Raw genomic sequence first — 21,826 nt, 5'->3', positions numbered from 1 at the left:
TCACGGAGTGAAGGCCGCGTGCAGCGCGCGGCGAAGGGCGAGCAGGGACTGGAACCGCTCGATCGCGCGCGGCCACGGCGGCGCCGGCTCGGCGGGCCAACCATTCGATGCCTCGTCGGCGAGCGCGGGTGGGATGCGCGTCGCGAGCATGGGGAGCGACTCGGCCACGGGCGCATCGGTCGCCCACGTGACGCCGAGCCCCGTCGCGCCGGTGGCGCGCCGGCGGTACCACGTGAGCGCGTGGCGCGCGAGCGCGTCGCCCCACGGCGGCGGGGCGCCGTGCAGCAGCTCGACGGGCGACACGCCGACGCGTCCCACGAGCGCGTCCACGAGCAGCGCCTCGCGCCGCGCCGGCGGCAGCAGGCCGAGGAGGGCGGCGCGCGGCGGCGCGAGGCGCGCATGGCGATCGACGAGGACGTTCGCGCGCAGCAGTGCGTCGGCCCACTCGGCGTCGCGATGGCGGAGCGCGGCGCGCGCCCAGCCGTCGGCCAGCGGCTGCGTCCACTCGTCGTCGCGCAGCAGCGTCACGACCCGCTCGGCGCCCAGCCCCCAGGCGGCGGTCCACGCGGCCGGCGGCACCGCCGCGACGATCTGCGACAGCCACCACGCACGCTCGCCGATGCCGGGCGGCGGCGCGGGCTGCACGCCGTCGCGCACGGCCGCTTCGTCCGGCGCGCCAGGAAGCGTGACGACGAGCCGCGCGCGCCGCAGCAGCCCGCCCGCCTCGTAGCGCAGCGCGGCGCGCGCGCGCTCGGTCATGCGCGCGACGAGCGCGCTCCCCGGCAGCGACGCGAGCAGCCCCGCCGCGACCGCGCGCACCTCGCGGCTGCGGTCGTCGAGCGCCGCCTCGAGGAACGGCTCGTCGTCGGGACCGAGCGACGTCTCGAGCGCGGCGAGCAGCTTCGCGCGTCCCGCGGCGCTCTCGGTGCGCCACGTCGCGGCGAGCAGCTCGCGCGCGGCGGCCGCGTCGTCGGCGCGCAGCGTGGCGAGCGCCATCACGCGCGCGGGCGGCGCGCCCGTCTCCCACGTCGCGCGCGCGGTGTCCGACGAGGTGCCGGCGGCCCAGCTCCAGTCGGGATGCCGCGCGGCGAGCCAGCGCCCGCGCGCGCCCAGCACGCGCACGACGTCCGGCTGCAGCGCGGGCGCGGCGCGCGCGAGGTCGAGCAGCGCGGGCAGCAGCGGCGACGGCGCGCGCCATCCGCCGGCCGCGGCGCGCGCGAGCCACTCGGGCAGCACGTCGCGGTGCTCGCCCACGAGCAGCGTCGCGAGCAGCCGCGCCGCCGCGGGCGGGACGACGGGCGCATCATCCACCGGCGCGGGATCGTCCGGCGGCGTCGCGCGCCGCGCGGGCAGGCGTCCCGCGCGCACGTACGCCGACAGCACGGCCGCGCGCGCGAGCAGCCGTCGCTCGGTGGACGTGTCGCGCGCATCGAGTGCATGCAGGAGCGCGGCGACGTCCGGCGGCGCGGCGTCGAGACTCGCGCTCGTGCGCGTGCTCCCGAGCAGCGCGGCCTGCACGACGCCCGCCCAGGCGGCGACGGCGGAGGCGCGCGACGTCATGCGGGCGCTCCGACCGAGTGCGCGACGGGCTGCGTGAGCGACAGCAGCCGTCCGCCGTCCGACGCGGAGAGCGGGAGCAGCGCGTCGCCGTCCCACTCGCCGGCGATCCACACGGGATGCCCGCCCGAGAGCGCGAGCAGCGGCCAGCCCGCGTGGAAGCGCGGCGCGAGCGGCAGCACGTCGCCGTCGGCGTCGCGCACGCGCCACCGCTCGCCGTCCGGCTCGGGCACCGCGGCCGAGAGCACGAGCGCGACACGCTCGGTCCACGGATTCGCGGCGAGCGTCGCGGCCCAGTCGCCCATCGCGCCGGCGATGCGCGCGTGTCCCGCGGGCAGCACGGCCGCATCGTCCGGTGCGGGGGCGCCGAGCGTGCGGACCGTGGCGCGGAGCGGCGCGCTACCGGGGAGGAACGCCAGCTCCGCCGCCATCGTCCCGCCCGCGGGCGGCACCGGCTCGGCGAACGGCGCGGCGCCGTGCGCGAAGTGCAGCAGCAGCGCGTGCCGGCCGGTGCGTCGTCCCGCGAGCCAGGTGCGCCGCGCGCGCAGCCGCTCCTCCTCCTCGACGACCTGGCCGAGCACCGTCCACTCGTCGGTGATCGTGCGCGCGTCGTCGGCATCCTCCGTCGTCGCCCAGCCGAGCGTCGCGCGCACGTCGGCCTGCAGCGGCTCGGGGAGCTCGGGGAGGCGCGCGTACGCCTCGGTGAGCAGGTGCAGCCGCGCGACGGCGGCGACCATGCGCTCGGGCCAGTCGGCGCCCGTGGAAGGGATCGTCGCGAGCTGCCGCACCAGTCGCGCGGCCCCGGGCGCCTGCGCGTCCACGAGGCGCGCGGCGGCCGTCTCCCAGAACTTCACGGGCCGCGACGCCGACGCGGCGAGCCCGCCGCGCGTCAGGTCCTCGAGCCAGCGCGCCAGCTCGACGAGGCCCGCGGCGACCTTGTTCGCGCGCGCGGTGGTGCGCCGCTCACGCGCCTTCTCCACCGCCGCGCCGGATGCCGCATCGTCCGCGACGGGCGCCGCCGCCTCACGCTGCCGCTTCCGCTCCGTGCGCCCGGCGCGCTCCGCGAGCCACTCGGCCACCCACGCGGGCGGCTCGCCGACCGCGAACAGCTCGGGCTCGTGCACCAGCAGGAGCAGCAGCCCGAGCGCATGCTTGCACGGGAACTTGCGGCTGGGGCACGAGCAGCGCGACGCGACGTCCGCGAGGTCGACCTGCGTGCGGTACGGCTGCGCGCCGCTCCCCTGGCAGAGGCCCCACACGACGCGCCCCTCGCCGTCGCCGCCGACGCCCGTCCACTTCCGCGCGACGGCGAGCGCGGCGCCCGCCTTCGCGGACGGCGCGTCGGGCGCGAGCGAGAGCACCTGGTCGGTGGAGAGCGGCGTGGCCGACACGGGGCGCGGGCGGAGTGCGGTCGTCGCTGGGCCGGGGAGCGTCAAGCTACGGTCGCGCGAGGCGGTCGGCCATCGTCGCGCGCCGCACGGGAGCTACGACGCGCCGACCAGCTGGAACGCGGCCCAGTAGCGCGGCGCACGGAAGCGCGGCGTCGCACGCACGTCGCGCTGCGCCCGACGCAGCGCCTCGGCCTTGCCCGGCGCGTCCGCGTCGCGCAGCCAGTGCGAGTAGAAGCGGCGCATCAGCAGCTCGGTGGCGTCGTCGCTCACGCTCCACAGGCTCACCAGCACGCTGCGCGCGCCGCGCGCGAGGAAGGCGCGCTGCAATCCGACGGTGCCCTCGGCCTGCTGCAGGTTCCCCATGCCGGTCTGGCACGCGCTGAGGACCACCAGCTCCGCCGTGAGTCGCGACGCGTCGCCGAGCACCTCGCCCACGGTGAGCAGGCCATCCGATGCCGAATCGGGCGCGAACGCGACGAACGAGTCGAGCGAGCGCGCCTCCGCGCTGAACGCGAAGCCGTGCGTCGCCAGGTGGACCACCGGCGAAGCGGCGAGGCGGTCGCGGACCGCGCGCTCCGTCGCGTCTCGGCCGGTGAGCGGCGACGCGCGCAGCATGTCGGCCACCCAGCGCGCCTCGCGCTCCGCGGCAGGGAGGGCGGGCAGGCGCAGCGTGCGCCCGGTCGACGAGCGAACGCTCGGCATCAGCGGATTGCCGACCACGAGCGCGCTCCCGATGGCGTCGCGCCGCGCCGCGATCCCGCCCGCGGACGCCTGCATCACGCCGAGCGTCGCGATCGACGGCGCATAGCGCACCGCGTGACGCACGCCCAGCGGCTCGCCCGCCGGACCGAGCGGCAGCGCCGCGAACGGCACGAGCGCGAGCGGCCCGCTTGCCACGATCACGAGATCGCCCGCAGTGGAGAGGCGACGCGTCAGCTCGACGGGAAGGGTGAAGCCAGTGAGCCGACCGATCGCCGCGGTCGCCCGACGCCCGACACGTCGCGTCGACGGCTCCACCGCACGCAGCGCGCGTGCGCCCCCCTCGTCGACGCCGAGCGCCGCACGCACCGCCGTCACCAGCTGGCCGATGGAGTCGCGACCGATCGACTGCCGCGCCACGGTGACCTCGCCGGAGGGGAGCACGAGCCAGCCGACGAGCGTGTCCGGCGTGGAGAGCAGCGCGAGCACGGGCGCGCCGGTCGCGCGCGCCGTCGCGGCGATCCGCTCGCCCTCCCGCACGAGGTCCGCGCCGGGCGTATCACTGCGTTCCGTACCGAGGCGCCGCCGCACGGCCTCCGCGCCTTCGCCGCGACGCAGCAGCTCGAGCAGCGCCTGCGCGCGCCCGCGCTCGGCCACCGCGAGCGCCGCGAGGGCGCTCTCCCGCTCTCCGATCTCGGGCGCGCGCGCGAGCCACGCCAGCGCCCAGCGCTCGAACAGGCCGGTGCCGGTCTCCGCGAAGCTCACGCGCGACGCGTCGGTCCCCACGCGCACGAGCAGCGCACCGCGGATGGCGGCCGCCGAGTCGAAGTGGGCCACCGCGCGCGCGAGCGCCTGACGGTCGCCCACGCGTGCGTGGAGCGCGCCGAGGTTCCGCAGGATCTCGGCCTCCGTGGCGGGCTTCTGCGACGCTCGCGCGAGCGCGAGCCCCTCGTCATATGCGATGCGCGCCGAGTCGAGGCGGCCGACGGCCTCGTGGAGCTCGGCGATGGCGGCCAGCGTCGAGGCCACGCCCGGCGCCCGCCCGACGCCGCGATAGAGGTCGTGCGCCTCCTGGAAGCGCGCACGCGCGGCGTCCCACCGGTGCTGCAGCTGCTCCTGCTTGCCGAGGTTCCGCAGGATCTCGGCGAGCACGTCGGGGTGCTGGTGGGTGCGCGCCACCTGCTCCGCCTCGCGCAGGGCCACGAGCGCTGAGTCGGGGCGCCCGAGATCGCGCAGGACGTTCCCGATGCCGTTGAGCGAGGCGGCCGTCATGTGCGTCCGGCCCGCGCCGCGCGCGAGCGCGAGGCTCGACCGAAGGTACACGAGCGCCGAATCGGGACGACCGAGCTCCTCGTGCAGGGCACCCAGGTTGTACAGCCAGAGCGCCTCTCCCCCCTTGTCGCCGATGGCTCGCACGACGTCCAGCGCGGCCTGGAAGTACGCGAACGTGGAGTCGTGGCGGCCACGCTGGGCGAAGACGTTGCCGATGTCGCCGAGGGCCGCCGACTCGGCGCGACGGTCGCCCACCCGACGCACGAGCGCGAGCGCATCGCGCAGGCTGGCGTCCGCGGCATCGAGGTCGCTGAGCTGCCACAGCATCCATCCCATGGCGTGGAACACCACGGCCCGCTCGCTCCAGCGCTCCCCGACCTCGCGCGCGATCTGCGCGGCGCGCGGCAGGAGGGCGCCGGCGGAGTCGAACTGTCCCCGCGCGAAGGCGTTGGCCCCGAGGTGGAAGAGCGCCCGGCCCTCGCCCGCCCGGTCGCCTGCCTGGCGTGCGAGGCCGAGGGCCGCGTGCAGGTAGGTCGCCGCCGTGTCGGCGCTCGTGTGGCGCAGCGCGGCGTTGCGCAGCATCGCGCCCTCGCGCGCACGATCCCCGAGCTGCCGGTAGAGCGCCGCCGCGTCGGTCCACAGCTCCACGGCGCGGCGGCGGTTCGCCGGCAGCGGCGGCTGGCGGAGGGCCATGGCGAGCGAGTCGAGCCGGCGCGCGCTGTCGGAGAGGCTCGCAGTCGTCGCCTGCGCCATGCTGGCGGCCGGGTCGCCCGCCATCCCGAGCGCCAGCGCGACGAGCGCCGTCACCAGCGTCGCGCGCGCCGTCACTGCGCACCCACCAGTTGAAACGCGGCCCAGTAGCGCGGCTCCGCGAAGCGCGGCGTCGCACGCACGTCACGCTGCGCGCGACGCAGTGCCTCGGCCTTGCCCGGGCGGTCCGCGTCGCGCAGCCAGTGCGTGTAGAAGCGCCGCATCAGCAGCTCCGTCGCCGCGTCCGACACGCTCCACAGGCTCACCAGCACGCTGCGCGCGCCCTTCGCCAGGAAGGCGCGCTGCAGCCCCACCGTGCCCTCGGCCTGCTTGAGGTTCCCGAGCGCCGTCTGACAGGCGCTCAGCACGACCAGATCGGCCACGAGCCGCGGTCCCGCGTCGAGGATCTCGCCCACCGTCAGGAGCCCGTTGTTCGCCCGCGTGTCGGCGGAGTCGGCGGCCAGCGCGACGAACGAGTCGAGCGCGCGCGCGTCGGAGCTGTACGCGAAGCCATGCGTCGCGAGGTGCACGACGCCGGCGTCGCCGAGTCGCGCCAGCACGGCCCGTTCGGTCGCGGCGGCGCCCGTGAGCGGCGCGACGCCGAGCGCACGCGCGATCCACTGCCCCTCGCGCGCCGCGCCCGGCAGCGCCGGCAGCCGCGCGGTCCGGCCGCTCGGCAGGCGCACGCTGGGCATGACCGGGTTCCCGACCACGAGCGCGACGCTCGTCCGCGTCGTCGGTGCCGCGTCGGTGGCACGCATCGTCTCGATCGACGGCGCGTAGCGGATGGCGTGGCGCGCGCCCAGCGGCTCTCCGATTCCGCGCGCCGCGACGGATGGCAGCGCGACGAACGGCGTCAGCGCCACCTGACCCTGTGGGATGACGACGAGCGGCCCCGACGCGGGGAGCTTCCGCGCGATGGTCGGCGGGAGCAGCACGTCGGCAAGCGCGCGGACGGAAGCGCGCGTGGTCCTGCCACGCCGCGCGAGTGTCGGCGCCGCAGTCGCGTGCGTCGGCGCATCGCTCGCGTCGAGGATCGACCGCGCGCGCGTCGCCACCTCGTCCGCCCCGATGCCCGCACGGAAGTCGGCGACCAGCCGCGCGACGGAGTCGCGCGCGAGCGCCTGCCGGTGCATCGCCACCTCGCCCGAGGGAAGCACCAGCCAGGCGAGCAGCGTGTCCGCCGTCGCGAGGTACGTGAGCACCGGGGCTCCGGACGTGCGGATCGCGGCCACGAGTGCGCGCCCCTCCGCGACGGCATCCACGCCGTCGCGACGCGTGAGCGTGCGCACCCGCGCCATGCTCGTGGAGTCGCCACCGACGCCACGCCGCATGAGCTCCAGCAGCGCCTGCGCGCGCCCCCGCTCGGTGACCGCTAGCGCGGCCAGCACGCTCTGCTCCTCGCCGACTTCCGGCGCGCGCGCGAGCCACGCCAGCGCCCAGTGGTCGTAGAGCTCGACACCGGTCTCCGCGAAGCTCACGCGTCGGCTGTCACTGCCTGCCGTGGCCGTGATGAACGACCGGACCGCGGCCGCGGAATCGAAGTAGGCCACCGCACGTGCCAGATCGGATCGACCTGCAACGCCCCTGTAGTGATCGCCGAGGTGACGGAGCAACGTCTCCTCCTGCAGCGCGTAGCGGCCAGCCCGCGCGACGCGCAGCCCCTCGCGGTACGCGGCGTCCGCGGAATCGGCCCGCGCCATGACGTCATGCGTCCCTGCCAGCACGTCGAGCGCATCCGCCTCGTACATCCGGTAGCCGGCGGCCCGCAGCAGGTCGAGCGCGCGACGGAGCGTCTGCAGCGCAGAGTCGGGCTGGCCGAGATCGCGCTGGACGCGGCCGAGAGAGGTGAGCGCCTGCCCCTCGTCTCCGCGCACGCCGACCACATGCGCGATCTCGGCGGCGCGACGGAAGTTGGCGGCGGCGGAATCCTTACGGCCGACCTGCTCGTGAACGTCGCCCAGGCCGGAGAGCAGCGCGCCTTCCAGCGGCCGGTGCCCGTGCTCCCGGGCGATCGGAAGCGCGGTGCTGTAGTACCAGAGTGCCGAATCGGCGCGGCCCAACGCCAAGTGCGTGGTTCCGATGTTGTTCAGCCACGTGGCCTCCATCGCGCGCTCCCCAGCCGCGCGAAAGCTCTCGCGGGCGGCGTGAAAGTACACGAGCGCCGAATCGAAACGTGCCCGGTGTGCGTGGATGTTGCCGAGATCGCCGATGGCCCGCCCGTCGGCCACGTGATCCCCGACGGTACGGGCACCCCTGACGGCCTCCCAGTAGTACGCCTCGGCCGAATCGAGCTGGCCAAGCCGCCACGAGACGTGCGCCAGCCAGTAGATCGCCAGGCCATGGGTCGGGTCGTGCTCCACGCCGAGCGTCCGCGTCAGCTGCACCGCCGACTGGAGCAGCAGCAGCGCCGAGTCGGCCTGCCCGAGCCTCATCTGACGATACGCGAGCTCCAGCAGGACCTGGCTCTCGGTGTCGCGGTCGCCTGCCTCGCGCGCAACGACGAGTGACGCGTGGAGATGGACGCGCGACGTGTCACCGTGGTCGTGCAGTCGCGCGAGTCGTAGCAGGGTCGCTCCCTGCCGCCGGCGGTCGCCGGATCGTCCGAACAGGTCGGCAGCCTCGGCGAGCATCCGCGCTCCACGCTGGCGACGCTCCGGGGTGCCCTGTGAGAAGATCGCCGTCGCGAGCGAATCGAGCCGGCGCGCGCTGTCGGCGAGCGCGGTCGACGGGGGCTGCGCCTGCGAGACCAGCGGCGCCGCGAGACAAAGCACGACTGCCGCGCGCACGAGCACGTGCCATCGCATGGCGTACCTCCTCGCTCCGCGATGCACAACGGTCCGGCTCCTCACGCGCCGGCGGTCCCACCACTGCTCCGCGCGATCCGTCCCCGCACTGGCTCACCGATGGCATCGTGCGGCGGCGCGAGCGTGCGCGCAGTGCCGGAGGCCGGTCGGCCAATTCTCACCGGCCTGCCGGTCGTGTCAACGACGGGCGCCGCGAAGGTTCAGCACGCCAACCGCGACACGCCGCATGGCCCGTGAGCCGGTATGTCGCGGCATCACGCGGTACTGCATAGTGAGATGCGTGCCGACCATGCCGGGGCGCGCCACCTCGCAGGAGCCGACTCGTGCCAGGCCATCCCTCGTCCCCGACCCTCGCGTCGGCGCACCGCTCGGCCGCGACAGGCGTCGTGCTGCTCGCCGCGCTGGCCGCATCGCAGACCGCGGCTCCGGCGTCGGCCGGCGCTCAGCAGGCGCGGCGCGCCGTCGTCGCCGTGCTCCCGCTGGTGGTGCACCCCGCCGCGACGCGCGCCGACAGCGTGACCATCGCGCCCGGGATCGCGGCGCTGCTGGAATCCGCGCTCGTCGCCGACTCCCGGATCCGCATCGCGCCCGCGCCAGCGACGCCGGCGACGCCGGCGAGCCATGCCGTGCACGGCGAGATCCTGCGCGTCGGCGACAGCGTGCGCGTGACGGCGCGCGTCCTTCGCCTCCGCGACTCGACGGTCGTCGCGCTGGACACGCTCGCCGTGGCATCTGACGAGGTCCCGCGACTCGTGGACGATCTCGCCGACGCGGTGACGGAGGCGCTGGACCTGGTCCCGCCGCCGGCGGGCACGCTCAGGCGAGGTGGAGGCCCGGTGTTCCGGCCGCCCCGGCCGCCCGTGCCGCTCGTCGCGATGTCGCTCTACTCGCGGGCGGTCGCCGCGCGCGCGGCCGGCGACGCGGACACCGCCGCGCGGCTGCTGCGTGAGGTCGTGAGCGCCGCGCCGCGCTGGGACCAGCCGAAGCGCGAGCTGGCCGCGCTCAAGCGCCGGTCCTGACGTCAGCGCGGCACGACGCGGCGCACGAGCGCGGCGAACCGCGGATCGCCGCGCAGTGGGCCCCAGTCCGGATCCACCGGCAGCGCGATGAGCGCGGCGGTCCGCGATGCGAGCGCGCGCTCGAGCCACGCGAACGCGCTGTCCCGCGCGCCGAGGTGCGCGTGGACCATGGCGACCGCGTCGGCGGGCACGTGCTGGCGGGTGCCGAGCGCGACGATCTCCCGCACGGTGCGCCGCGCCTCATCGGGCTGGCCGAGCGCCACGCGCGCCAGCGCGGGGCCGACGAGATCGTATGCCGTCTGTGCCGGGCCGCGGCTCGCGTAGGCGTCCAGCGCCTCGCGAGCCGCACCCCGAAGCCGCAGCGCGTCACCGAGCACGGTGGCCGCATAGGTGAAGGCGGAGTCCAGCGCCTGCGCGCGGCGCGCGGTGGCGACGGCGGAGTCGAGCTGCCCCGCACGCAGCTGCACCAGCGCGACGGCCGTCAGATATGCGGCCTGTGCGGGCTCCAGGCGGCGGGCGGTGTCGGCGTGCGCCAGCGCCTCGTCGAGCCGACCCTGCGCGAGCAGTGCCGACGCGGCGTAGTAGTGCGCCGCCGCCGCATGCGGCTCGAGCGACACCGCGCGGGCGAACGCGCGGGCGGCGCCGGCCGCGTCCCAGCTCGCGAGCAGCACGTTCCCGAGCGCGACGTGCGCCTCCGTGAGCGACGAGTCGATCGCGAGCGCGCGGTGCGCGGCCTGCCGCGCCGCCGGCAGCGCCTCGGGCGCCGGGACGAAGTCGCCCGAGAGGCTCACCCAGGCGTCGGCCACGCCGGCCCACGCGCGCGCGAAGCCCGAGTCGCGGCCGATCGCCTGATGATAGAGCGCGATGCCGCGCCGCAGGTCCGCCTCGGTGTACCGTGCCGCCGCGTGGCGCCCCTGCAGGTACAGCAGGTAGGCGTCCGCGTCACGCGTCCCCGACGCGCGCGCGACGCGCGCCTGCGTGGTCCCGCTGAGCGTCACGCGCAGGCTCGCCGCGACCGAGTCGGCGACGTCCCGCTGCACGGCGAGGAGGTCGGCGACCCGATCGTCGTACTCGTGCGACCAGAGCACGTGCCCGTCGTCGCCGCTCACCAGGCGCACGCGCACGCGCAACCGGTCGCCCGCGCGCTGCACGCTGCCGTCGAGCAGCGTCTCGACGCCGAGCATGCGCGCCAGCTCGCGCGCGCCCGCGCCGCTCGCCGCGCTACCCGCGCCCGGCGGCGTGACCCGCAGTCCGTCGATCTTGGCGAGCGCGTTCGTCAGCTCGTCGGCGAGGCCCGTGACGAAGTACGCGTCGGCCGTGTCGCCACCCAGGTGCGTCAGCGGGCGTACCGCGATGGTGCGCAGCCGGATGCCCGCGCCGCGGGTCCGGTCGCGGACGGACGTGAAGAGCCCACCGGCGGCCGCGAGGGCCAGCGCGGCAGCGGCGAATGCCAGCCGCGTGCGCGGGCGGTCGGCGTCGCGCCGTGGTCCGGCGTCGACCGCGATCCCCGCGTCGAGCGCCTGCGCGAGCTCGGCGGCCGAGGGGCGGCGCGCGGGATCCTTCTCGAGACAGCGTGTCACCAGCGCGGCGAGCGCCGACGGTACGTCGGGGCGCGCATCGGCGACCGGCGCGGGCCGCTCCGTGAGGTGTGCCGCGAGAAGCTGACGCGTCGCGTAGCCGTGGAAGGGTGGATGCCCGGTGAGCAGCTCGTACGCGGTGCAGCCGAGCGCGTACACGTCCGCGCGCTCGTCCACCGCCGCCTCGCCCGCGAGCTGCTCCGGCGCCATGTAGGCCGGCGTGCCGAGCGTCGTCCCGTGCTGCGTGAGCGTCTCGCGGTCGTCGCGGGCGTGCTCCGCCGAGGTGGTGCGCGCCGTGGAGAGCGCCTTCGCGATGCCGAAGTCCGTCACGACGGCGGAGCCGCCGGCCACCAGCACGTTGTCCGGCTTGATGTCGCGGTGCACGACGCCGTGGGCGTGCGCGTACGCGAGCGCGCGCGACACGTCGTGGAGAATGGAGACCACCTCGCCCACGCCGATCGCGTCGCCGCGCTGCAGGCGCGCGCGAAGCGAGAGCCCCTCGACGTAGGGCATCGTGTAGTACGGCAGCCCGTCCGCCTCGCCGGCGGCCAGGAGCGGGACGATGTTGGCATGCTGCAGGCGGGCCGCGAGCGCGATCTCGCGCCTGAAGCGGCTGACGGAGAGCCCGGCGGCCGTGGAGGACGAGAGCAGCTTGACGACGACGCGGCGACCGAGCGCGCGCTCCGTCGCGACGTAGACGCGCGCCATGCCGCCGCCGCCAAGCTCCCGCTCGATCGCGTAGCGGTCCGCGAGCGCGGCGGCGAGGCGTGCGGCGAGCGCCGCGTCCTCGTCGTCCGCATCGGCCAGCGGCGCATGCCCGGCGTCCTCGATCGCCGGACGCTCCAGGAACGCGCCGGCCGCCTCGTGCGCGCGCAGGAGCGATTCCACCTCGCGCCGCAGCTCCTCATCGATGGCGCAGGCCTGCGCGACGTGTGCGGCACGCTCGGCGGGCGGACGCTCCAGCGCGGCCGCGACGATCGCCTTGACCTCCTGCCAGCGCACGGGAGGCAGCGGCGGGCGCGCGGGCTCGCTCACCCGCCGCTCGCGTCGCCGGCGAGCTCGCGTCGCAGCCAGGCGCGCGCGACCGCCCACTCGCGCTTGACCGTGGCCGGCGACAGGCCGAGGGCGGCGGCCGTCTCGTCGATCGTCAGGCCGCCGAAGTAGCGCAGCTCCACGACGTGAGCCTGTCGCGCGTCGAACGCCGCCAGGCGCGAGAGCGCGTCGTGCAGGGCGAGGAGATCGACGCGCGGCTCCTCGGCGTCGGGTCCGCCGGATGCGTCGCCGTCCGCCAGCGTCACGCACACGCGCTGCGCGCCGCCGCGCTTGGCCGCATGCCGGGCGCGGGCGTGATCGACGAGGATGCGACGCATGAGCTGCGCGGCGATCCCGAAGAACTGCTCGCGGCTTCGCCACTGTCCGCGCTCCTGCCCGGCGAGCCGCAGGTACGCCTCGTGGACGAGCGCCGTCGGCTCGAGCGTGTTACCCACGGACTCGCGACGCAGCGCGCGCCGCGCCTGTCGACGCAGCTCGGCATACACCGTGGGCAGGAGCGCATCGAAGGCGGACGCGTCGCCGGCGCCCCAGGCGAGGAGCCGCTCGGTGACGCTGCCCGGCGGGGCGACTGGCCCCGAGTCGGACGTGCGCTCCGATGGCGAGTGCGGAGGGAGGACCATGGCACACCTGACCGCTCGTGGACGCGCCGCGCGCCCCGAGCATAGGAAGCCCCGGAGCGGCGGTCAATCCGGCGGGCCATCCGGTGAGCCGATCTCCGCGCGCTTTCCGCGGCTCTTCGTGAGACCGGGAATGCTCGGGAACCGACTTCGGAGGACCCATCCCATGTCGACCACTCGCCGTTTCCTCACCCCGTCCGTGCTCGCTGCCCTGCTCGCCGCCGCGTGCGGTAGCGACCCCACGTCTCCGGCGCCCGCGCCGCGGCCCGACGGCACGGCGGCCGCCACGGCGAACGTCGACGACCGACGGCGCATCGACGACGAGACCGGGCTCAACACGTGGCGCGAGCGCATGCGCCCGGCACCGCAGCGGCCGATGGCCGCGCACGTCAGTCCCGTGATCGTGCCGCGGGCACGGCCCACGCTCTAGCGACGGCCAGGCAACGGCTCACCCGCCGCAGCGCGCGTGCGCCGCCATGAGCGCGCCCACGCGCCGCGGATCGACGGGCGCGTCCCACCGTCTGTCCTCCTTCAGCGCCGAGCCGACGATGAAGCCGTCCGCCGCATCGTGGTAGCGGGCGAGGTTCGCGGCGGTGATGCCGGAGCCCAGATAGAGCGGCACCGCGCAGTGGCGGCGCACCTCGGCCACGTCGTCGACGCTGGCTTCCTGGCCCGTCGCGGAGCCGGTGACGATGACGGCATCCGCGCGCATGAAGGCGGCCGCAGCGGCGGTCTCGCCGATCCCGACGTCGGCGGTGATGGCGTGCGACGCGTGCTTCTTCTTCACGTCGGCCCACACCTGCACCCGCTCGGCCCCGATGTGCCGGCGAAAGCGCAGCAGCGACGCGGCGGACGACTGGATCGTGCCCTCGTCGGCGACGTGCGCGAACGCGAAGCCCTCGACGCGCACGAAGTCGAGCCCCGCGGCGTGCGCGACGGCCATCGCCTCGTGGTTGGCGCCGGCGAGGATCTGGATGCCGCACGGGAGCCCGCTCGCGCCCTTCACCGCGAGCGCGAGCACGGTCATCGCGGCGGTGATCTCGGGGCCGACGCCGCCGCGCAGGTAGGGGACGTCGTGCATGTTCTCGAGCGCGACGCCGTGCACGCCCGCGTCGCGGTAGATCGCGCACTCGGCCACCGCGCGCGCCTCCAGCTCGCGCAGCGACTCGCGCGCGGCCGGCGTGCCGGGGAGCGCGCCGACGTGCACCATCGCGATCACGGGCTTGGGCGACGCGAACACGCTCACCGCGGCACGAGCGCGATCGCGCGCAGCGGCCCGCCGGAGCCGCCGGCGATCTTCATCGGCAGCGCGATCACGGTCGCGCCGGTGGGCGGCAGCGCGTCGAGCGCGGTGAGGTTCTCGAGGCCGGGCACGTCGGCCGCGCTGGCGACGCGGTGCACGACGAAGTCCTTCGACTGCCCGAAGTCGATGGACGCGACGTCGGCGCCGATCGCGCCCACCTTCCGCTCGCCGACGAGCAGCCGCGCGGCGTCCTCGCCGAAGCTGGGGAAGTGGAGCTTCGAGGCGTCGTTCGGGGTGTCGTCGCCGAGGTAGCGCCTGCGGTCGGGCCAGCGCGCGCTCCAGCCGGTGCGCAGGAGGACGATGGTGCCCGCCCTGATGGCGCCGTGGCGCGCCTCGAAGTCGAGGACGTCCTGGCGCGTGAGGCGATAGTCGGCGTCGGACGCGGCCTTGGCGCTCACGTCGATCACGACGGCGGGTGCGACGAGCCGCTCGAGCGCGACGCGGTCGGCGGTCGCGTGCCCGGCGGCGAAGTGGATGGGCGCGTCGAGGTGGGTGCCGCCGTGCTCGGGCGCGCTGAAGGCGTTGGCGGAGTAGTACCAGCCGCCGGGCGTCGTCCCGGCCGCGAGCGTGTCGAGGCGGAAGCCGGTGGGCGACGTGGGCCAGTAGAGCGTGCGCGCGTCGAAGGCGTGCGTGAGGTCGACGATGCGGTAGGCGGCGGGATCGAAGCCGGCCCGCGGCGCGGGCTGCGCGGTCTGCCCACCGGTGCACGCCGCCAGCAGGGCGCTCGCGGCGATGGTCGTCGTCGGTCGTCGCATGCCTGACTCTCCGGAGCTCGTGGCGCGCCCTTCGGTCCGCGGCATACATGCGACCGTCCGCGGACGTCGTCAAGCGCCCGGGTTGTCCCGCAAGCGAACGACGCGGTAGAACTGTGGCTCGGGTCCGAAGTGCAGTAGTAGACCGATCTTCAAGCGCGTTGCATGGAGGTAGTTGTAGAGCTGGCGGGTGGCGGCGGGCGCCAGCACGACCGTCGACTTGACCTCGACGACGAGGCGTCCGTCCACCAGCAGGTCGAGTCGCTGGCAACCGATCGCCTCGCCCTTGTAGGTCACCGCGACGCTCACCTCCCGGCCGACGTGATGACCTCGGGCGGTCAGCTCCCGCTCCAGCGCCGCGCCGTAGAGCTGCTCGAGCAAGCCGAAGCCGAGGACATTGTAGACCTCGTAGAATGCGCCGATGACCGATCCGGTCAGCGCCTCGTCGCGGAGTCCGTCGCGCAGCATGCCGTCAACGTGCCTCAGGTGCGGCCTTTTCAAGTCACCGCCAGGACGCAGCGGGGAGCAATCCACCGCAGTTGCCTGTGCCTTTGGAGGGATGCGGATGCTGCGGATGAAGCGGATCCGACGGATCGCTCCTCGGAGCGCGTGGAGCGTCGCCGCGACGCGGGACGATCCGTAGCATCCGTTCAGATCCGGAGCATCCGCATCCTCTCCAATAGCCGACGGGCCAGGCGCGACTCAGGCGAGAACGTCCGAAGTCAGCTCCTCCGGTCGCAGCGCGCCGGTCATCACGGCCACGACGTCGCGCATGCCGATCCGCGCCGGATCGACCACCGCGGCGCGGCGGCCGAGGCGCGCGATGTGGATCCGGTCCGCGATCTCGAACACGTGCGGCATGTCGTGCGAGATCAGCACCACCGGCAGCCCGCGCTCGCGGATGCGGCGGATCAGGTCGAGCACCATCCCGCTCTCCTTCACACCCAGGGCGGCGGTCGGCTCGTCCATGATCACCACGTGCCGCGCGAACGCCGCCCCGCGGGCCACCGCCACGCCCTGCCGCTGGCCGCCCGAGAGCGTCTCCACCGCCTGCGTCGTCGCGCCCACGTCGATGCGCAGCGCGCGCAGGTGCGCCGCCGCCTCCGCGTGCATGCGGCGCCGGTCGATCATCCGCAGCACGCGCCCCGCGAAGCCCGCGCGCCGCGGCTCGCGGCCCAGGAAGAGGTTCTCCGCGATCGACAGCTGCGGCGCGACCGCGAGGTCCTGGTAGACCGTCTCGATGCCCGCGCGGCGCGCGTCCATCGGGCCGCGGAAGCGCACCGCGCGTCCATCGATGAAGATCTCGCCCGCGTCCGGGAGCAGCGCGCCCGAGAGCGCGCGGATCAGCGACGACTTCCCCGCGCCGTTGTCGCCGACGACCGCCAGCACCTCGCCCGCGCGCAGCGCGAAGTCCGCGCCGTCGAGCGCGGTCACGTGGCCGTAGCGCTTCACCAGGCCGCGCGCCTCGAGCACGATCGACCCGCTCATCGTCTGCCCTCGCGCGTCAGCTGGTCCGTCGCCACCGCGAGGATCACCAGCACGCCCGTGACGAGGATCTGGTAGACCGACGACACGCCCATCAGCGTCAGCCCGTTGCGGAAGACGCCGACGATCAGCGCCCCCACGAGGGAGCCGAGCACCGAGCCGCGCCCGCCGAACAGGCTCGTGCCGCCGAGGACCACCGCGGTGATCGCGTCGAGGTTGTCGGTCTGGCCAGCGTTCGGGTCACCGACGCCCGTGCGCGCCACCGACAGCAGCGCGGCCACGCCGTACAGCAGCCCCGCCAGCGCGTAGACGCCGATCAGCAGCGCGCGTGTGTGGATCCCCGCCAACCGCGCCGCCTCGGGCGCGCCGCCGACCGCGTGCACGTGGCGGCCCGCGGCCGTCTCGCGCAGCCCGAACCACGCGACGCCATACAGCACGAGCATCAGCACCGCGCCGTACACGATGCGCGTGCCGCCGAGCTGGAAGGTGTCGCCGAGCGCGCCCAGCGCCGCGGGGATGCCCGTCACCGTCTGGCCGCGCGAGTGGAGCTGCGTCAGCGCGAACGCGATGTTGAGCGTGCCGAGCGTGACGATGAACGGCGGCAGGCGCAGGCTCGTGATCAGCAGGCCGTGCGCGACGCCGAACAGCGTCGTGACGCCCATCCCCGCCGCGATCGCGAGCGGCACCGGCACGCCCAGGCGCGCCGCGAGCGTCGTCATGACGATGCCGCCGAGCGCCATGATCGCGCCGCACGCGAGGTCGACGCCGGCGGTGAGGATGACGAGCGTCTGCCCGATGGCCAGCACGCCCACCACCATCACCTGCTGCAGCACGAGCGAGAGGTTGCCGCCGGTGAGGAAGCGGTCGCTCCGCGCGGCGAAGAAGGCGCAGGCCGCGAGCAGCGCGAGCAGCGGGCCGATGGACGACAGCGCGCGCGCGGGCGCGACGCCTAGCGGTCGCCGAAGCACCGCTGCAGGCCGACGTCGACGCCGAGGCTCTCCACGCCGCTCACCGGCCGCGCCGCCACGAGCGCGACGCCGGTGTCGGTGTAGCCACTGGGCTTCTTCCCGCTCTTCACGAAGTCGACGCCCGCCTCGACGCCCAGCTCCGCCATGCGCAGCGGGTACTGCTGCGCGGTGGCCGCGATGTGTCCCGCGCCGACGTCGCGCACCCCCTGGCAGCCGCCGTCCACCGAGACGACGATCACGTCCTTCTCGCGCCCCGCCGCGACGAGCGCCTTGTGCGCGCCGGCGGCGGACGGCTCGTTGACGGTGTAGACGACGTTGATGCCGGGGTCGCGCTGGAGGCAGTTCTCCATCGCCGTCTGGCCGCGCGTCTGGTCGCCGTACGTGTCGACGCTGCACACGACCTCCTGCGCGGTGCCGAGCGTCGTGCTGCCGGCGTCGGGTGCCGCGAGGCCGAAGCCCGCGAGGAAGCCGTTGTGCCGCTGCGCGCCGACGGGATGGCCGGGCAGCAGGTCGAGCGTCGCGATGCGCGCGGGCTTCCCGGCCAGCGCCGCGCGTGCGTACTGCCCGATGAGCGTCCCCGCGCGGTAGTTGTCGGTGGCGAACAGCGCGTCGACGGCGGTGACGGGATCGGTGGGGCTGTCGAGCGCGATGACGAGGATGCCGTCGCGGCGCGCCTTCGCGATCGCGGGGACGATGGCCTTCGCGTCGCTGACGGTGATGAGGATGACGCGCGCGCCGGCGGCGATCATGTTCTCCATCGCGGTCACCTGGCCGGCGTTGTCGCCGTCGTTGCGGCCGGCGCCGGAGAGGAGCCGGGCGCCGCGCGCCTTCGCCGCGGCCTCCGCGCCCTCGCGCATCTTCACGAAGAAGGGGTTGGTCTCGGTCTTCGTGATCAGGCCGATGATGGGCTGCGAGGACTGCTCGCGCGCGCAGCCGGCGGCCAGCGAGGCGGCGAGGGCGATGAGCAGGAGGGCGTGCAGGGCGCGCATGGGCGGCGGTGCGGGCGGCGTGACCGGCGGACGCCACCAGCATACGGCCCGGGTTGCGGTGGGGGGAGCCCTCGGGACGCGTCCGCGCGCCGGGCTCCTATGCCTATTGGGGGATGCGGATGCTCCGGATCTGAACGGATGCTGCGGATCGTTCCGCGTGGCGACGACGCTCCGTGCGCTCCGAGGAGCGATCCGTACGATCCGTTCCATCCGAAGCATCCGCATCCTCTCCAACAGCTGCAGGGGTCCGGCGCAACGATCGGTCACACGCCGCGCAGGTACTGGTGCACCGAGAAGATCGCCGCCGAGCCCTCGCCCACCGCGGCCGCGATGCGGCGGTTGGCGTTGGCGCGGATGTCGCCCGCCGCGAAGACGCCCGGCACGCTCGTCTCGAACATCATCGGCTCGCGCGCCGGGCCCCACCCGCGCGCCGCCTCGCGTGCGTCCGCGCCCGTGAGGATGAAGCCCTTGTCGTCCGTCGCCACCAGCGGCCGGAACGCCTCCGTGCGCGGTGCCACGCCGATGAACACGAACAGCGCGCTCGCCGGCACCGTGCGCGTCTCGCCCGTCTCCGCGTTGTGCAGATCCAGGCACTCCAGATGGTCGGTGCCGTACACCGCGGTGATCTCCGAGTCGCCCACGACCTCGATGTTCGCCGTGTACGCGATGCGGTCCACGAGGTACTGCGACATCTGCGGCGACAGCGTCGGCTTGCGCACGATCATCGTCACCCGCTCGGCGTAGCGCGAGAAGAACAGCGCGCCCTGCCCCGCCGAGTTCGCGCCGCCGAGCACGTGGACGTGCTGGCCGCGGTACATCGCGGCCTCCGACAGCGCCGCGCCGTAGTACACGCCCGCGCCCACCAGCCGCTCGGCGCCGGGCACCGCCAGCTCCTTCACCGCCGCCATCCCCGACGCCAGCATCAGCGCGTGGCACGCCACCTCGGTGCCGTTCGCCAGCTCGACGATGCGGTACGGGTCCTCGCGGCGCAGCCCCACGACCGCGTGGCCGACGAGGATCTCCGTCCCGAAGCGGCGCGCCTGCGTCGCCGCGCGCCGCGCCAGGTCGGCGCCCGTCACGCCGTTCGGGAAGCCGAGGTAGTTCTCGATCATCGAGCTCGTGCCGGCCTGGCCGCCGGGCGCGTTCTGCTCCACGAGCAGCACCTTCAGCCCCTCCGACGCGCCGTACACCGCGCACGCCAGCCCCGCCGGCCCGCCGCCGACGACCACCAGGTCGTAGAACGGACGCGCCACCGTCTGCAGCCCGACCGTCGCCGCCAGCTCGGCGTTGCTCGGCGCGACGAGCATGCGGCCGTCCTGGAGCAGCACCACCGGCAGCGGCGGCGTCGCGTCGCGCCCTTCCAGCACGAGCGCGCGCATCTGCGCGTCCTCGTCCAGGTCCACCCACTGGTACGGCACCTGGTTGCGCGAGAGGAAGTCGCGCGTGGCGAAGCTCTGCGGCGACCAGCGCGAGCCGACGACGCGCAGCCCGTCGAACGGGAGCACCGCGTGCGCCGTCCAGTCGGCCAGCAGGTCGTCGAGCACCGGATACAGGCACTGCTCCGGCGGGTCCCACGGCTTCAGCAGGTAGTGGTCGACGCCGACCTCGTTGATCGCCGCGATCGCGGCCGACGTGTCCGCGTACGCCGTCAGCAGCGCGCGCTTCGTGTCGGGAAACAGCGCGCGCAGCTGGCCGAGCAGCTGCGTGCCGGTCATGTCGGGCATGCGCTGGTCGACGAGGAAGAGCGCGACCGGCGCGCCGCGGCGCTTCAGCTCGCGCGCGGTCTCCAGCGCCTGCGCGCCCGACGCGGCCGCGACGATGCGGTGGCGCTGGCGGTACTGCCGGCGCAGGTCGCGCTCGACGGCGCCGAGGACCTCGCGGTCGTCGTCGACGGCGAGGATGACGGGCTTGGTCGTCACGAGGCCTGCTCCTGCGCCGGCTCCTGCTCCGTCGACGTGGGCAGCGTGACGCTGAACGTCGTGCCCTGCGCGCCCGACGCGACGTCGATCACGCCGTGGTGCCGGTGCGCGATGCGGCGCGCGATGTCGAGGCCGAGCCCCGTGCCCGCGCCCACCTCCTTGGTGGTGAAGAACGGATCGAAGACGCGCGCGAGCACCTCGGCCGGGATGCCGTGGCCGTCGTCGGCGACGCGCACGACGACCTTGCCCAGCTCCACGTCCGCGGTGACGTGCACGTGGCCGCCCGGCGCGGCGTCGATCGCGTTGTCGAGCAGGTTGACCCACACCTGATTGAGCTCGCCGCCGTAGCCGTCCACCGGCGGCAGGTCGGGCGCGATCGTCAGGTCCACGGCCACCGACCGGTCGCGCGCCTTGGCGCCGAGCATCGTGATCGTGTCCGAGAGGCCGCGGCCGATGGCGACCGGCTTCAGCGTCGCCTGCTGGTCCATGTGCGTGAAGCCCTTCACCGCGTCGACGAGCGCATGGATGCGCGACGCGGCGCTGCAGATCTCGTCCGCGAGGCGGCGCACCGTGTGGCCGACCGCGACGTGCTCGAGCACGGTGCCGACGTTGCCGGTGCCGACGCTGGCCTCCACGGCCTGCACGTCCGCGACGCCGAACCCCGACCTGGCGAGCTCCGCGAGCGTGTCGTCGGAGACGCCGGCGACGCCGCGGTCGTCGAGCCAGTCGGCGAGGGCATCCTCGCGGTCGGCGGCTTCCAGCGGCGAGCGGCTGCGTCGCGCGGTGGCAGGGTCGTCGCGCAGCGCGGCGATCGAGAAGTACTGCGTGTCCGAGACGTCGAGCTCGCACACGGCCTTGGTCGCATCCTCGAGTCGCTTCAGCTCGGCCACCAGCGTCTTGGCGCTGCGCGCGACGGCGGAGGCGGGGTTGTTCAGCTCGTGCGCGAGCCCCGCCGCGAGCCGGCCGAGCGAGGCCATCTTCTCGTCGAGCAGCTCGCTCGACTTGAAGACGCGCGCGCGGTCGATCATCACGTGGACCATCACGGCCGTGAGCTCGTGGCACTCGCGGATCATGCGCGCGATGTCCGGCGGCTCGACCATGAACACCTCGGTGCGCCGCTCGGCCACGACGTTCCCGGGCGGCGTCTTGATGCGCGAGTAGGGCAGCAGTCCGGTGACGTCGCCGCCGTGCCACTCCATGACGATGCGCGGGCCGGCGCCGCGGTCGACGCGGATGGAGAGGTGGCCGTCGAGGACGACGTAGAGCCCGGCGACCGGCGGCCCGCTGGCGGTGAGGATGTCGCCGGGCTCGAGGACGCGCAGGTGCCCGGTGCGCGCCAGCCACTCCAGCTGCTCGCGGGGCACGGCCGCGAGGGTGCGGTGCGCCGCGAGGCGCTCGAGGAGCGAATCGTCGGGCATGGGTCGCCGGGGCGATGGGGAGCACGCGACTGGTGCCCGCGCGCACGCTCCGCGACGGTACGACTTTTCGGGGCGCGGGGCCAGAGTCGCGTCCGTCCTGCGCCGGCGCGCCGGACCCGAACGGCATTTGCAAGGATGAAGATCGGATAAGGTCTGATAACGACGGATGGCTCCGCGTGGGTGCGAGGTCGGTCGCACGCCACCGGAGCCATCCGTCGTTATCAGATCTTCTCAGATTTCAATCCTTGCT

At 75.0% G+C, this 21,826-nt stretch carries 16 protein-coding genes; 2 read left to right on the top strand and 14 right to left on the bottom strand.

The annotated features are described in order from the left end of the window. The 4 genes from rosag_RS07040 to rosag_RS07025 all read right to left on the bottom strand — a co-directional run bounded on the left by rosag_RS07040 (window position 1) and on the right by rosag_RS07025 (window position 8,476). Window positions 1-1,560: a DUF5691 domain-containing protein gene (locus rosag_RS07040; protein ID WP_284349353.1), complete on the bottom strand. Its 1,560-nt coding sequence runs from the start codon at window positions 1,558-1,560 to the stop codon at window positions 1-3. Beyond that, entirely contained in the window at window positions 1,557-2,948 is a 1,392-nt protein-coding gene (locus tag rosag_RS07035; RefSeq protein ID WP_284349352.1) for an SWIM zinc finger family protein, read from the bottom strand. Before rosag_RS07035 ends, rosag_RS07040 begins: the two co-directional genes overlap by 4 nt. A gap of 93 nt (window positions 2,949-3,041) precedes the next feature. Then, window positions 3,042-5,747, bottom strand: coding sequence for a CHAT domain-containing tetratricopeptide repeat protein (locus rosag_RS07030; RefSeq protein WP_284349351.1), 2,706 nt, complete (start codon window positions 5,745-5,747; stop codon window positions 3,042-3,044). Then, the gene (locus tag rosag_RS07025; RefSeq protein ID WP_284349350.1) at window positions 5,744-8,476 is read right to left on the bottom strand and encodes a CHAT domain-containing protein; all 2,733 of its coding nucleotides are present in this window, start codon (window positions 8,474-8,476) and stop codon (window positions 5,744-5,746) included. Before rosag_RS07025 ends, rosag_RS07030 begins: the two co-directional genes overlap by 4 nt. 323 nt (window positions 8,477-8,799) lie before the next feature. On the opposite strand from rosag_RS07025, the gene rosag_RS07020 reads away from it, so the two are divergent. Further along, entirely contained in the window at window positions 8,800-9,495 is a 696-nt protein-coding gene (locus rosag_RS07020) for a hypothetical protein (RefSeq protein ID WP_284349349.1), read from the top strand. A 2-nt stretch (window positions 9,496-9,497) separates the two neighbouring features. Here the strand turns inward: rosag_RS07020 and rosag_RS07015 are convergent, their stop codons facing one another. Then, window positions 9,498-12,107, bottom strand: coding sequence for a protein kinase domain-containing protein (locus rosag_RS07015; RefSeq protein ID WP_284349348.1), 2,610 nt, complete (start codon window positions 12,105-12,107; stop codon window positions 9,498-9,500). Then, the gene (locus rosag_RS07010) at window positions 12,104-12,745 is read right to left on the bottom strand and encodes a sigma-70 family RNA polymerase sigma factor (protein WP_284349347.1); all 642 of its coding nucleotides are present in this window, start codon (window positions 12,743-12,745) and stop codon (window positions 12,104-12,106) included. The genes rosag_RS07015 and rosag_RS07010 overlap by 4 nt, the downstream gene beginning before the upstream one ends. A gap of 163 nt (window positions 12,746-12,908) precedes the next feature. Here rosag_RS07010 and rosag_RS07005 point away from each other — a divergent pair, with 163 nt between their 5' ends. Further along, on the top strand, window positions 12,909-13,172 hold the full coding sequence (locus tag rosag_RS07005) for a hypothetical protein (RefSeq protein WP_284349346.1): 264 nt from the start codon (window positions 12,909-12,911) through the stop codon (window positions 13,170-13,172). A gap of 18 nt (window positions 13,173-13,190) precedes the next feature. On the opposite strand, the gene rosag_RS07000 is transcribed toward rosag_RS07005, so the two are convergent. The 8 genes from rosag_RS07000 to rosag_RS06965 all read right to left on the bottom strand — a co-directional run bounded on the left by rosag_RS07000 (window position 13,191) and on the right by rosag_RS06965 (window position 21,576). Next, window positions 13,191-13,982, bottom strand: coding sequence for a BtpA/SgcQ family protein (locus rosag_RS07000; protein ID WP_284349345.1), 792 nt, complete (start codon window positions 13,980-13,982; stop codon window positions 13,191-13,193). A 2-nt stretch (window positions 13,983-13,984) separates the two neighbouring features. Next, complete coding sequence (locus rosag_RS06995) at window positions 13,985-14,800, bottom strand: cyclase family protein (protein ID WP_284349344.1); 816 nt, start codon at window positions 14,798-14,800, stop codon at window positions 13,985-13,987. Window positions 14,801-14,869: 69 nt separating this feature from the next. Continuing rightward, window positions 14,870-15,265, bottom strand: a complete 396-nt coding sequence (locus rosag_RS06990) for a GxxExxY protein (RefSeq protein WP_284349343.1) — start codon at window positions 15,263-15,265, stop codon at window positions 14,870-14,872. A 234-nt stretch (window positions 15,266-15,499) separates the two neighbouring features. Beyond that, complete coding sequence (locus rosag_RS06985; protein WP_284349342.1) at window positions 15,500-16,285, bottom strand: ATP-binding cassette domain-containing protein; 786 nt, start codon at window positions 16,283-16,285, stop codon at window positions 15,500-15,502. Continuing rightward, complete coding sequence (locus rosag_RS06980) at window positions 16,282-17,250, bottom strand: ABC transporter permease (RefSeq protein ID WP_284349341.1); 969 nt, start codon at window positions 17,248-17,250, stop codon at window positions 16,282-16,284. Before rosag_RS06980 ends, rosag_RS06985 begins: the two co-directional genes overlap by 4 nt. Then, a complete protein-coding gene (locus tag rosag_RS06975) occupies window positions 17,232-18,239 on the bottom strand; it encodes a sugar ABC transporter substrate-binding protein (RefSeq protein WP_284349340.1) in 1,008 nt (335 codons plus the stop codon). The genes rosag_RS06980 and rosag_RS06975 overlap by 19 nt, the downstream gene beginning before the upstream one ends. A 263-nt stretch (window positions 18,240-18,502) precedes the next feature. Continuing rightward, complete coding sequence (locus rosag_RS06970; protein ID WP_284349339.1) at window positions 18,503-20,158, bottom strand: FAD-dependent oxidoreductase; 1,656 nt, start codon at window positions 20,156-20,158, stop codon at window positions 18,503-18,505. Then, window positions 20,155-21,576 (bottom strand): ATP-binding protein, encoded by a 1,422-nt coding sequence (locus rosag_RS06965; protein WP_284349338.1) that lies wholly within the window; start codon window positions 21,574-21,576, stop codon window positions 20,155-20,157. The genes rosag_RS06970 and rosag_RS06965 overlap by 4 nt, the downstream gene beginning before the upstream one ends. Window positions 21,577-21,826 lie beyond the last annotated feature (250 nt).

This window comes from Roseisolibacter agri, from assembly GCF_030159095.1.
Classification (GTDB): domain Bacteria; phylum Gemmatimonadota; class Gemmatimonadetes; order Gemmatimonadales; family Gemmatimonadaceae; genus Roseisolibacter; species Roseisolibacter agri.
This window is presented reverse-complemented; position numbering and strand designations above follow the sequence as displayed.

Bases quoted from the DNA above. Each gene is read 5' to 3' on its own strand.
- rosag_RS07040 (WP_284349353.1), bottom strand. From the start codon at position 1,560: ATGACGTCGCGCGCCTCCGCCGTCGCCGCCTGGGCGGGCGTCGTGCAG.
- rosag_RS07025 (WP_284349350.1), bottom strand. From the start codon at position 8,476: ATGCGATGGCACGTGCTCGTGCGCGCGGCAGTCGTGCTTTGTCTCGCG.
- rosag_RS07010 (WP_284349347.1), bottom strand. From the start codon at position 12,745: ATGGTCCTCCCTCCGCACTCGCCATCGGAGCGCACGTCCGACTCGGGG.
- rosag_RS07005 (WP_284349346.1), top strand. From the start codon at position 12,909: ATGTCGACCACTCGCCGTTTCCTCACCCCGTCCGTGCTCGCTGCCCTG.
- rosag_RS06995 (WP_284349344.1), bottom strand. From the start codon at position 14,800: ATGCGACGACCGACGACGACCATCGCCGCGAGCGCCCTGCTGGCGGCG.
- rosag_RS06990 (WP_284349343.1), bottom strand. From the start codon at position 15,265: ATGCTGCGCGACGGACTCCGCGACGAGGCGCTGACCGGATCGGTCATC.
- rosag_RS06985 (WP_284349342.1), bottom strand. From the start codon at position 16,285: ATGAGCGGGTCGATCGTGCTCGAGGCGCGCGGCCTGGTGAAGCGCTAC.
- rosag_RS06975 (WP_284349340.1), bottom strand. From the start codon at position 18,239: ATGCGCGCCCTGCACGCCCTCCTGCTCATCGCCCTCGCCGCCTCGCTG.
- rosag_RS06965 (WP_284349338.1), bottom strand. From the start codon at position 21,576: ATGCCCGACGATTCGCTCCTCGAGCGCCTCGCGGCGCACCGCACCCTC.